Genomic DNA, 11805 nt, shown 5'->3' on the forward strand with positions numbered 1-11805 from the left:
CCAAGTAGCGCACCGACACACGGCTGTTCTGCGCGCTGGAAGGCGCCTTCCGCGACGTGCCGCCCTCGCGCATCGGCGGCGCCATCATGATCACCGATGGCGAGGTGCATGACACGCCGTCGGGCACGCCCGATTTCAACGCCCCGCTGCACGCCTTGATCACCGGCAACGATCACGAAAAAGATCGCCGCATCCGCTTCGAGAACGCGCCGCGTTTCGGCCTTGTCGGCAAGCCGCTCGACATGACTTACCGCGTCATTTCGACCGAAAACGAGACCGGACCGGTCGACGTCCGGGTCTCGGTCAATGGCGAGCAGGTTTCGGTCGAGCATGCCACTGTCGGCCAGGCCATGCCGCTGCAGGTGACCATCCCGGGTGCCGGCCGCAACATCATCGAACTGGCCATCGACCGCGAGCCGGGCGAACTGACCGACACCAACAACCGCGCCATCGCGCTGGTCGACGGCATCCGCGAGAACCTGCGCGTTCTGCTCGTTTCGGGCGAACCGCATGCTGGCGAGCGCACCTGGCGCAACCTGCTGAAATCCGACGCCTCGGTCGATCTCGTCCATTTCACCATCCTGCGGCCGCCGGAGAAGCAGGACGGCACGCCGATCAATGAATTGTCCCTGATCGCCTTCCCGACCCGCGAGCTGTTCGTCGAGAAGATCAAGGATTTCGACCTCATCATCTTCGACCGCTACCAGCACCGCGACGTGCTGCCGATCCTCTACTACGACTACATCTCCGAATATGTCGAAAAGGGCGGCGCGCTGCTGATCGCTGCCGGTCCCGAATATGCCGGCGAGGCGTCGATCGCGCGCACGCCGCTGATGTCGGCCCTGCCGGCAATGCCGACCGGCGAGGTCGTCGACAAGGCCTTTTATCCCCGCCTCACCGAACTCGGCCAGCGTCATCCGGTGACGCGCGGCCTCGATGGTTCGGCCACCGAGCCGCCGCACTGGAGCCGCTGGTTCCGCACCATCGGCGTGCAGAACCCGCAAGGCGAAGTGGTAATGAAGGGTGCCGACAACCGGCCGCTGCTGCTGCTCGACCGCAAGGGCGAAGGCCGCGTCGGCATGCTTCTGTCCGATCAGGGCTGGCTCTGGGCGCGCGGCTTCGAGGGCGGCGGCCCGCATGTCCAGCTCTACCGGCGCATCGCCCACTGGCTGATGAAGGAGCCCGAGCTCGAGGAAGAACGGCTGACCGCCGAGGGACGCGGCATGGTGCTGGAGATCCGTCGCCAGACCATGGCCGACGATCCCGGCCCCGCGCAGATCATCACCCCCTCCGGCAAGACGCTCACCGTCAAGCTCGACAAATCCGAACCCGGCGTCTTTCTCGGCAGCGTTCAGACCAGCGAGATCGGCCTCTTCCAGGTCGCCAATGGCGATCTCACCGCGCTCGCCCATGTCGGCCCGGTCAACGCACCCGAATTCGCCGACGTCGTCTCCACGCAGGAGCGGCTGAAGGCGCCGGCGGAAGCCACCGGCGGCAGCGTGCGCCGGCTGGCCTCGTCCACGGGCAGCGACGTGACGCTGCCATCCATCGTGCCGGTGCGTTCGGCCGGCGAAGCGTCGGGCAGCGACTGGATCGGCCTGCGCACCACCGACGACAGCGTGTTGAAGGCCGTGTCGCGCGTACCGCTGTTCGGCGGCTTCCTCGGCCTCGGCCTGCTGCTTCTGGCGATGGGGTCGATGTGGTACCGCGAGGGAAGGTAGCTTCCTTCTCCCCGTTCACGGGGAGAAGGTGCCCGAAGGGCGGATGAGGGGCAGCGCTGAGTCGCCGTGATTGGCGATCCCCTACGATGTGCTCATCTGAACTATTGTCACCCTCCGGCACCGCCCCTCATTGTCCTGCCGGACATTTCTCCCCGTATAGTGACGGGGAGAAAGATGCCGCCGCGGATGGTTTCGCCAATTGCCAGCGTTTCAGCACTGACCAAGCCCCTGCCCTACTCTTCCGGTTCCGTCGTGAACAACAGCGGATAACCCTTCGCCTTGCCAGCGTCGGTCGCCCGCGTCGCCTTGGTCTCGGCGACATCCCTGGTGAAGACCGCGACCACGCAGACGCCGTGCCGGTGCGCGGTGATCATGACCCGGTGCGCCTGGTCCTCACTGAGCTTGAACTCGCCCTTCAGCACCGTCACCACGAATTCGCGCGGCGTGAAATCGTCGTTGACGAGGATGACCTTGTAGAGCTTCGGCCGCTCTGTCTGCGGCTTGACCTTTACGCGCGGTTTTGTGGCGATTTCAGGCATTCGAACCGACTGTTTCGCGATCGAGCTTAAGTCCGCATTTTGCCACGGGCGGCAGCGATCGTCCATTTGCGGACCGTCGGCGGGCACGCCCGGTCCTTCACGATCATGTGGGAAATGGTCTGTCGCGGTTCAACGGCCCTGACGGCCGAAGATGCGGCGACTAGCATCGGCATCCGCCCGGCGTTCCAGCCATGCCGCGATCGGCCATCCGGCAACGCAGATCAGTGTCGCGCCGGCGAGCACGATCAAGAGCCAGGCCTGCACGGGCGTGATGTAATCCCAATTGCTGGAAATCGCCGGCGCGAACAGCGAGGGCTCGGTGCGCCCACTTGCCGGATCCGGCACGGGGCTGGCGGTGAGCAGAATCAGCACCCTGGCGGCGCCGGTGGCAACCAGGCCGCCGATCACCATGGAGCGAAAAATGGACGAGGGCCGCTTCTTCATGCGGATTGTCCTACAGGGCCGGCATTGCAAACGGGTTAAGCACGATCGAGATGCGTGGCTGGAAGCCGCCGGTGTTCAGCTCATCGATCATGCACTTGGCAGAAGGCCGCCCCAGCCGGTTTGCGGCTGGAGCGGCCTTGCTAGAACTGACCTCGAAGCTGATCAGGGCTTCTTGGGAGCAGCCTTCGCGGGGGCCGCCGTCGCGGGAGCCATCTTCGCGGGGGCCGCCTTCGCGGGGGCCTTCTTGACCGGGCACTTGTGCTTCTTGGTCTCCTTGCAGACGGTCTTCTTGGCGACCTTCTTCGGAGCAGCCTTGGCCGGAGCGGTGGTCGTCGCGGCAGCAGCCGGAGCGGTGGTCGTGGTGGCGGCAGCCGGGGCAGCGGTCGTGGTGGCGGCTGCATAGCCGAGAACCGGCATCGAGAAGGCGAGAGCGACGGAGAGACCAAGGGCGGACAGGATGGACTTGTTCATGGCTTCATTTCCTTTTGTATGCGGGTCTTTTTGAGTGTCACTGGACCGGGTCGTTCGGTGTCACTCCAAGCAGCTTCAGAGCATTGGCGAGCATCCGGATGCCCTGCGCCTGTTTCTTGGCGGCACAGTACCGGTTGCCCTTCCTCTGAAGTGCCTTTGCCGCGGTGACCTGCGTTGCCGTGGCATGGGTTTCGAGGGCTTCATCAAATTGGTGGCTGAGATTGGCGCACCGTTCGCTCCGGGTGAGCGGCGCCTTTGCATCCGATTGGCCGACAGCGGCAGTGAGCAGGCCAAGGCCCAGCAAAACTCCCAACAAACTGATCGACAATCTTGGCATTGGTTTATCCGTGAACCCGGAGACTAGCGTCGCAGCCGATGACCTGACCGCCACGGCACCTTTATGCCGACCTACCTTTTCAGGAGTTTTTCCCGATTGTAGAATTTTGTTTCTGGATTGTGTCTGGCCAGGCCGGGGCCAGGCCGGCCGTCGCTTTCCATGTGGAGAAGGCGGAATTCATTCTCCCTTGAAAAGCAAGGCACTGGCCAACATATGGCCCGAATTCTATCGTGTGGCTCACCAGCCAAGAATGGCTTGGCCGGCAAACCAGACAGGGCAGCTGTGAAATCCGATGCGCACATACTGATCGTCGACGACGACAAGGGCATCCGCGACCTGCTTCAGGAGTTCTTCCAGAAGCGGGGCCTGCACACCTCGGTTGCCGCCGACGGCAACGAGATGGAAGCCATCCTGCGCCGCTCGCAGGTGGACCTCATCGTGCTCGACGTGATGCTGCCCGGCAGGAGCGGGCTGGAACTGTGCCGCGACCTGCGCGCCCAGTATACGACGCCTATCATCATGCTGACCGCCGTCACCGAGACAACGGACCGTGTCGTCGGCCTCGAGATGGGCGCCGACGACTATGTGCCCAAACCCTTCGACCCGCGCGAGTTGCTGGCCCGCATCCGCGCCGTGCTGCGGCGCAATGGCGCCACAGAGCCCAAGCGCGCCACCAGCAAGCAGATTTACCATTTCGCCGGCTGGACGATGGACTGCTCGCGGCGCCGGTTGACCGCGCCCGACGATGTCAGGGTCGAACTGACCATGGCCGAGTTCAACCTCCTGCACACCTTCGTCAAGAGTGCCCAGCGCGTGCTGACCCGCGACCAGCTCATCGAACTGTCCGGCGGCGACAGCGACTATTCCTTCGACCGCAGTATCGACATCCTGGTCAGCCGGTTGCGGCGCAAGATGGAAGATGATCCCAAGACGCCCAAACTGATCCTCACCGTGCGCAGCGGCGGCTACCAGTTCCTGCCCGAGACGACCTCCGAATGAGACGTTTCCTGCCGCAGACCTTGCCTGTCTGGGTGCTGCTGATCGTCATTGCCGGCCTGCTGATCAGCCAGGTCGCGACGCTCTACATCGTGTCGCGCGACCGCGCTGCTGCCAATGACGTGGTCGACCTCTACCGCCTCAACGACCGCGCCTTCTCGCTCGTGCAGCTGATGAGTGGCGCCACGCCGGAGGAGCGCAAGGCGACCGCCGCGGGCCTGTTCAACTCAACATACGCGCTCACCGTCTCGGACACGCCCGCCGTCACCTCCTCGATCGCCGGCGATGACGAACTGGCCGAGCTCGAGGACATTCTTGTCGGCCGGCTGTCGAAGTTCGGCATCACCGACGCGCGCGTGCGCCGCGATCCGGCGACGCGCGAAGCCGACGATGCCGGCGGCGCCGCGCCGGGCCCCGATATCGGCCAGGTCGAGCGGGACCTCCTGGTGCTGGCCGCCGATTTCGCCCAGAGCGACAAGCTGACGGCCTCGCTGCGCTTCGCCGACGGCCAGTGGCTGAACTTCACCGAACCGATCACGCCCGTCGGCCCGATCCTGAGCATCGACAGCCTGCCGCTCTATGCGCTGATCGCCGGGCTGGTGGTGATCATGTCGATCTGGTCGCTGCGCCGGCTGACCGCGCCCTACCGGATGATGGAAACCGCCGTCAACCGGATCGGCAATGATCTCAAGAGCCCGCCGGTCACCGAGAGCGGCAGCCGTGAGGTGCGCGCCGCCGCCAGGGCGATCAACGCCATGCAGAAGAGGCTGCGCGAATATGTCGAGGACCGCGAGCACCTCGCGGCGGCCCTTGCGCACGACCTGCGCACGCCGATGACAAGGATGCGGCTGCGTCTGGAACTGTTGCGCAGATCACCGGCGCGCGAAGCGCTCGCCCACGATCTCGCCGACATCGAAGGCATCGCGAGCTCGGTGATAGACTTCGCCAAATTCGAGGTCACGGAAGAGAAGGCCGAGAGGATCGATTTCTGGTCGCTCGTGGAATCGATCGCCGACAGCTACGAGACCGTTTCCTTCGACAATGACGACACCCGCTCACGCGGCCTGATCTGCATGGCGCGGCCGGTGGCGCTCAAGCGCTGCGTTACCAATCTTGTGCAGAACGCCGTCACCTACGGCAAGCATGCGCATCTCAGCCTCAGCCGCTCGGACGGCACGATCACGCTCGCCATCCGCGACGAAGGGCCGGGCATACCCCAAGCCCAGATCGACGCCGTGTTCGGCTCCTTCGTGCGCCTCGAACACTCCCGCAACCGCCAGACCGGCGGGCTCGGGCTTGGGCTGACCATCGCCCGCAACATCGCGCGGGCGGCGGGTGGTGAAGTGCGCCTGTCCAATCATCCGCAAGGCGGACTGCTGACGGAGCTGCGCCTGCCGCTGGCGGCTTGAGCCTTGTCGCTTGGGGCCTCTACCGCCGCAGCACCGCGCTCAGCACATCCCTGATGCCGATGGCGCCGACGAAGCGGGACTGTTCGTCGAACAACGCCACCGGCGCCGTCTGCGAGCGGTGCATGGCCAGCATCACGGTTTTCAGCGACGTGCCCGGATTGGCCCAGAACACCTGACCTGCTTCTTCGGGCTGGCCCTCTATCCCGGTGCACGACGTCCACACCGCCGGCTTGCCGTCGCGTTCGGCCGCCGCCACCAGCCCGTGCTCGTCGATCTTGAAACGGGTCGTCTTGCGTCGGTCGAGCCACACCCAGCCGTCCGTGCCCTGTTCGAGATCGCGGCGGTCGCGCATCACGTTCCATGCGGTCAACACCGAGAGCGGGTTCACATTGGCGATGAAGTCGCGGACATAGTCGTTGGCGGGGCGCAGCACGATGTCTTCCGGCGCGCCCGTCTGGACGATACGGCCGCCCTCCATGATGGTGATGTGGCTGCCGATCTTCAGGGCCTCCTCGAGGTCGTGGCTGACGAAGATGATGGTCTTCTTCAGCTCCGCCTGCAGTTGCAGAAGCTCGTCCTGCAGCTTGGTGCGGATCAGCGGGTCGAGAGCCGAGAACGGCTCGTCCATCAACAGGATAGGCGCCTCGGTGGCGAAGGCGCGCGCCAGACCGACGCGCTGCTGCATGCCGCCCGAAAGCTCATGGGCGTATTTGTTCGACCATTGATCGAGGTTGACCAGCTTGAGCTGGCGATGCACCCGCTCCTTGCGCTCGGCATCCGGCACGCCGGCGAGTTCGAGACCCAGGCCGACATTCTCTTCCACCGTGCGCCATGGCAGGAGGCCGAACTGCTGGAACACCATCGCCACCTGTTTCTGTCGCAGCCGCCGCAAGGTTGGCTCGTCGCAGGTGACGACGTCGACCGTACGGTCGCCGTCCTTGACCAGCACTTGTCCGCGCGACACCACGTTGAGCCGGTTGACCGCGCGAAGCAGCGTCGACTTGCCGGAGCCCGACAGGCCCATCAGCACCGAGATTTCGCCTTCATGCACGGTGAGGCTGGCGCCGGCGCAGCCGAGCACATTGCCGGTCTTCTCGAGGATCTCGGCCCGGGTAGCGCCCTTGTCGATCATCGCCAGCGAGCCGGCCTGGTCGGCGCCGAAGACGATATCGACATTCCTGAAATCGACGGCGACGGTCATTTCTTGCCTCCAACGCCAATGCGGGTCATCCGGTCGAGCACGATGGCGAGCACGACGATGGCGAGACCGGCCTCAAGGCCAAGGTCGATGCGGCGCGAACCGAGCGCCCGGTTGATTTCCGTGCCCAGACCACCGGCGCCGATCAGGGCCGCGAACACCACCATCGACAGCGACAGCATGATCGACTGCGTCAGGCCCGCCATGATGGTGGGCAGTGCGGAAGGCAGCTCGACCTTCCACAACAGCTGGCTCTTGGTGGCGCCGAAGGCCTCGCCGGCCTCGATGATCGACTTCGGCACCGAGACGACGCCGAGATGAGTGAGCCTGACCGCGGTCGGGATGACGAAAATGATGGTGACGATGAGGCCGGGCGCGTTGCCAAGGCCGAACAGCGTCAGCACCGGGATCAGGTAGACGAAGGTCGGCAGTGTCTGCATCAGGTCGAGCACCGGCAGCATGACGCGGTAGACCTTCGGCTTGTGCGCCGCCCAGATGCCGAGCGGCACGCCGATGGCCATCGCCATGGCGGCGGCGGCCACGACCAGCACCAGCGTCTGCACCGTCTGTTTCCAGAGGTTCTGGTTGATGATGAAGATCAGGCCGAGGAAAACGCCGATGGCGAGCGGCCGCGAGCGCTGCAGCAGCCAGGCGACGACGGCGATCACCAAAGCGAGCAGCACCGGCGGCACCATCAGCAGGATGTTGACCAGCCCGTCGAGGATGAAATTCAGGCCATTCGAGAACGCCCTGAACACAGTGTCGAAATGGTCGGTGAGGAACCCGAAGAAAGCCTTGCCCCAGGGCCCGATGGGAATCTTGTAATCGATCAGGAATTTGGAAATCGGATCCATCTCACCCCTCGTTTGCCGGAGCTCTGCCTTCGGCCCCGTGCTGTCGCAACGTCATCTTGTCACAGGATACGAAAAAGGGCAGCCTTTTCCACAAGGGCTGCCCTCTGTTTCGGTCACGCCGAAATCAAAGTCGGCTCAGCTCCCGAGCGCGGTCTTGACCGCCGCCGCCGCGTCGCCGCCGTCGAAGGTGGTCACGCCGGCGATCCAGGGCTTGATCGCATCCGGGTTTTTCTTCAGCCAGTCGGTTGCCACCTTGTTGGCATCGCTGCCCTTCAGGATGGCGTCCATCATCTGGCCTTCCATATCCAGATTGAACTTCAGGTTGGTGATGAACTTGCCGACGTTCGGGCACTCGGTCGTGTAGCCCTTGCGCACGTTGGTCGAGACGGTGGCGGCGCCGAAACCGCTGTCGCCCATGCCGTCGAGATAGGTGATCTTCATGGCGCCCATCACAGGATGCGGCGTCCAGCCGAGGAAGGCGATCCACTCATTGTTCTTCATCGACTGCTCGGCCTGCGTCAGCATGCCGGCCTCCGAGGATTCGACCAGTTCGAACCCGTCGAGATTGTCCTTCGGGTTCTTGATCATGTCGAGGATGATGCGATTACCGTCATTGCCGGCCTCGATGCCGTAGATCTTGCCGTTGAACTTGTCCTTGAACTTGCCGAGATCGGTCAGCGTCTTGACGCCGGCATCCGCGACATAGGTCGGCACGACGATGCCGTAACCGGCGCCGGCCAGGTTCTGGCTGACGGTCTCGACCGAACCGTCGGCCGTGTAGTCCTTGATGTCGTTGGTCATCGACGGCATCCAGTTGCCGAGAAAGACGTCGAGGTCCTTGTTCTTCAGCGACGCATAGGTCACCGGAACCGAGAGCTGGATCACCTGCGGCTCGTAGCCGAGCGCGGTGAGCAGCACCGAGGCCAGCCCGGTGGTGGCCTGGATGTCGGTCCAGCCGACATCGGAGAGGCGAACCGCCTTGCAGCTTGCCGGATCGCCGGCGAAGGCGGCGCTCGTGGACAGGAAGGCCGCCAAGCCGAGGCCGGCGACGAAGGAATTCATACGCGACATCTGTATTCTCCCATTGCGATTCTTTGGCGGGGCGAAGTTACGGTTTTTGTGTCCGCCTTGTTTCGTCAGCCAAACACCATTCTGGAGTGGTTTCAAGCGCTAAGACAATCACGATCAACGGCGCTGGCTGGCCAATCAGCGACACCGCTGACGCTTTCCGTGCCAAGCCTGAGCGCAATCTGCCTCGGCAACGGCGGCTTTTTCAGGGGAATGCGGCGGCGGCCCCTCCCCGCGCGGCGGCAAGTCGGCTTAAGGTCTGTTTGGATTCAGGTCAGGCCGCGCCGAAAATGGTGGGCTCCGAGAACCGGAGCGGAGCGTACTTTGAGTACGCGAGCACCGGAAGCGCAGGAACCGCCTTTTGCAGGCCGGCCTCACCTGAATATGAACAGACCTTAAAGGGCGGCATGGCCAAGCTTTATTTCCATTACGCGACGATGAACGCCGGCAAGACGACCATGCTGTTGCAGGCATCGTACAATTACCGCGAGCGCGGCATGACGACGATGCTGTTCGTCGCCGGCCATTACCGCAAGGGCGATACCGGCCTGATCTCGTCGCGCATCGGGCTGGAGACGGAAGCCGAGATGTTCCGGGACGGCGACGACCTGTTCGCCCGCGTGGCCGAGCATCACCAGCACACGGCGGTGCATTGCATCTTCGTCGATGAGGCGCAGTTCCTGGAGGAGGAGCAGGTCTGGCAGCTTGCCCGCATCGCCGACCGGCTCAACATCCCGGTCATGTGCTATGGCCTGCGCACCGATTTCCAGGGCAAGTTGTTTCCCGGCTCGCGCGCGCTGCTGGCGATCGCCGACGATCTGCGCGAAGTGCGCACCATCTGCCGCTGCGGCCGCAAGGCGACCATGGTCGTGCGCCTCGGTCCCGACGGCAAGGTGGCCCGGCAGGGCGAACAGGTGGCGATCGGCAAGGATGTCTATGTCTCGCTCTGCCGCCGCCACTGGGAAGAGGAAATGGGCCGCGCCGCACCCGACGACTTCATCGGCTTTGTCAGCGGTTGAAACGAAGGCCCGCTGGACGTCGGCCTCGGGTAGCCGGCTGCCACCTCTTGCAGCCACGCCATTCTATGGTGCCTTTGTTAAGGTCAGCGCCGTATTTTCACGCGCTCAGCCAGAACTCTCCGGGGTCAGCCATGCTTCGAGCCGTCTTGTCCGCCAGCCTTGTTTTGCTTGCCACTTCCCTTGCCGCCCGGGCCGGAGGCGATCCCATCCTGGGCAAACATGTCTTCAATCGGTGCATGGCCTGTCATGAGGCGGCGACCGACCACGACAAGGTCGGCCCGCATCTGATGGGCGTCGTCGGCCGCAAGGCGGGGACCGCCGAAAGCTTCCTCGGCCATTATTCGGATGCCATGAAGAACGCGGGGGCTGCCGGTCTCGTGTGGGACGAGGCAAATCTTGCCGAATACCTCAAATCGCCCAAGCTGAAGGTGCCCGGCAACAGGATGGCCTTTGGCGGCCTGGGCAATGACGACGACATCGCCAACGTCATCGCTTATCTGAAAGCCGATCCCAAGCCCTGAGCAGCCGTTCGTTGTCGGACGGGGCGACTTGTGCGCGCCGGGTCGGGGCTGCAAAGCGCCAGTTGTTGTCGAGTTTCAGAACGATCCGCTTCGGCGTCGACTGATTGCTTTGCCGGCATGAAAGTTCAAAATCAGCTGAACCAGGCTTGGCCGGCCAGTTGATCCCGCCATGACCACGGCTCCATTACCATTCAAGGGTTCGGCCGAATATTTGTTTTCGCGCCGCGCACTCTCTTCACGTCTTTCAATCCCCTGATACCCCACATATATTCGCCGCTGTTCGCAACCAGCGAGCGGAAGCCGAAGCGGGAGGCCCCTATGGCGACATTGCAGAATTTCGATGCCGAAATTGCCAAGACCAAGCAGGTCGTCCAGGATATGCGCACCAAGATCGAGCAATCCGGCACCGTGCTCGACACGCTCGCAACCGCCGACAAGAAGATTGGCGACGCCAATTTCGACATCGAGAACGCCCGCATCGAGGATGTGCTGAAGCAGCAGAAGGTGATGGAAGGCAACATCGCCGACCTGATCATCGGGCTCGAGGACGCCACCAATGTCTTCGGCGCCGAGTTCGAGAGCATGAAGAACTATACCGGCTGGGAAAACTTCGTCGGCGTTTTTTCGGCGCAGCGCAAGCAGCGCATGCGCACCGACCGCGTGCGCAACATGTCGCTCGCCGGCAATTTGCAGGAACTGCTGGCCAAGTCCGACACCATCGTCGGCATATTGAAGGCGCAGAAGGAAGTTCTCGACCAGCGCTACAAGACCTCCGAGGCCAGCCTGTCGCAGGTTATCGAACGCCGCAAGACCACCATGACCAACCTCGAAGCCGTGCAGAAGCGCATCGAGGAGCTCAATCCGATGTTGCTCGACATTGAGAACAAGATCGCCGCCTCGACCAGCCAGAAGGACCGCACGCAGCTCGAGGGCGAGCGCTCCAAGCTCGCCACCGAATACAATGAAAAGCAGGCCAAGGAGCAGGAGCTGCTGGCCGAAAGCCAGACGCTGGAGCGCTACACCTCGATGTTCCAGACCTTCGTCGATTCGCTCAACAACCAGATCGCCGCGCAGTCGACGCTGATCAACAAGCTGACCATCGATACCGAGCAGCGCATCGTGCTGTACAAGGCTTTGGAAGATTCCTTGAAGACCGCCGCCCAGCAGGACGTCGCCCACAAGATCAACACGCTGGGCAGCCAGGTCGACAACACCGCCGAGGAAACCA

Annotated in this window: 13 protein-coding genes; 6 read left to right on the top strand and 7 right to left on the bottom strand. The window is 63.6% G+C overall.

Annotated elements, in window-relative coordinates:
* Positions 1-56 precede the first annotated feature (56 nt).
* Positions 57-1721 (top strand): hypothetical protein, encoded by a 1665-nt coding sequence (locus EOA36_RS13665; RefSeq protein WP_245464347.1) that lies wholly within the window; start codon positions 57-59, stop codon positions 1719-1721.
* Between the two features lie 233 nt (positions 1722-1954).
* On the opposite strand, the gene clpS is transcribed toward EOA36_RS13665, so the two are convergent.
* From clpS to EOA36_RS13685, 4 genes are all read right to left on the bottom strand, one after another.
* Positions 1955-2260, bottom strand: a complete 306-nt coding sequence (gene clpS, locus EOA36_RS13670; RefSeq protein ID WP_127278085.1) for an ATP-dependent Clp protease adapter ClpS — start codon at positions 2258-2260, stop codon at positions 1955-1957.
* Between the two features lie 129 nt (positions 2261-2389).
* The gene (locus EOA36_RS13675) at positions 2390-2704 is read right to left on the bottom strand and encodes a hypothetical protein (protein WP_127278086.1); all 315 of its coding nucleotides are present in this window, start codon (positions 2702-2704) and stop codon (positions 2390-2392) included.
* A 162-nt stretch (positions 2705-2866) separates the two neighbouring features.
* Positions 2867-3175, bottom strand: a complete 309-nt coding sequence (locus tag EOA36_RS13680) for a hypothetical protein (RefSeq protein WP_127278087.1) — start codon at positions 3173-3175, stop codon at positions 2867-2869.
* A gap of 37 nt (positions 3176-3212) precedes the next feature.
* On the bottom strand, positions 3213-3512 hold the full coding sequence (locus EOA36_RS13685) for a hypothetical protein (protein WP_127278088.1): 300 nt from the start codon (positions 3510-3512) through the stop codon (positions 3213-3215).
* Positions 3513-3794: 282 nt separating this feature from the next.
* On the opposite strand from EOA36_RS13685, the gene EOA36_RS13690 reads away from it, so the two are divergent.
* Entirely contained in the window at positions 3795-4511 is a 717-nt protein-coding gene (locus tag EOA36_RS13690) for a response regulator transcription factor (RefSeq protein WP_127278089.1), read from the top strand.
* Positions 4508-5917 (top strand): ATP-binding protein, encoded by a 1410-nt coding sequence (locus EOA36_RS13695; RefSeq protein WP_127278090.1) that lies wholly within the window; start codon positions 4508-4510, stop codon positions 5915-5917. Before EOA36_RS13690 ends, EOA36_RS13695 begins: the two co-directional genes overlap by 4 nt.
* A 19-nt stretch (positions 5918-5936) precedes the next feature.
* Here the strand turns inward: EOA36_RS13695 and choV are convergent, their stop codons facing one another.
* The 3 genes from choV to EOA36_RS13710 form a co-directional block, all read right to left on the bottom strand.
* Complete coding sequence (gene choV, locus EOA36_RS13700; RefSeq protein WP_127278091.1) at positions 5937-7118, bottom strand: choline ABC transporter ATP-binding protein; 1182 nt, start codon at positions 7116-7118, stop codon at positions 5937-5939.
* Positions 7115-7969, bottom strand: coding sequence for a choline ABC transporter permease subunit (choW, locus tag EOA36_RS13705; RefSeq protein WP_127278092.1), 855 nt, complete (start codon positions 7967-7969; stop codon positions 7115-7117). Before choW ends, choV begins: the two co-directional genes overlap by 4 nt.
* Positions 7970-8104: 135 nt before the next feature.
* The gene (locus EOA36_RS13710; RefSeq protein ID WP_127278093.1) at positions 8105-9040 is read right to left on the bottom strand and encodes a choline ABC transporter substrate-binding protein; all 936 of its coding nucleotides are present in this window, start codon (positions 9038-9040) and stop codon (positions 8105-8107) included.
* 404 nt (positions 9041-9444) lie between these two features.
* Here EOA36_RS13710 and EOA36_RS13715 point away from each other — a divergent pair, with 404 nt between their 5' ends.
* From EOA36_RS13715 to EOA36_RS13725, 3 genes are all read left to right on the top strand, one after another.
* Positions 9445-10056 carry a thymidine kinase gene (locus EOA36_RS13715; protein WP_127278094.1) on the top strand — a complete coding sequence of 204 codons (612 nt, stop codon included), beginning with the start codon at positions 9445-9447 and terminating at the stop codon, positions 10054-10056.
* Positions 10057-10187: 131 nt separating this feature from the next.
* Positions 10188-10577: a cytochrome c family protein gene (locus EOA36_RS13720; RefSeq protein WP_127278095.1), complete on the top strand. Its 390-nt coding sequence runs from the start codon at positions 10188-10190 to the stop codon at positions 10575-10577.
* A gap of 318 nt (positions 10578-10895) precedes the next feature.
* On the top strand, positions 10896-11805 hold a 910-nt coding region (locus tag EOA36_RS13725; protein ID WP_127278096.1), incomplete at its 3' end, for a hypothetical protein.

The organism is Mesorhizobium sp. M8A.F.Ca.ET.021.01.1.1, assembly GCF_003998025.1.
Lineage (GTDB): Bacteria > Pseudomonadota > Alphaproteobacteria > Rhizobiales > Rhizobiaceae > Mesorhizobium.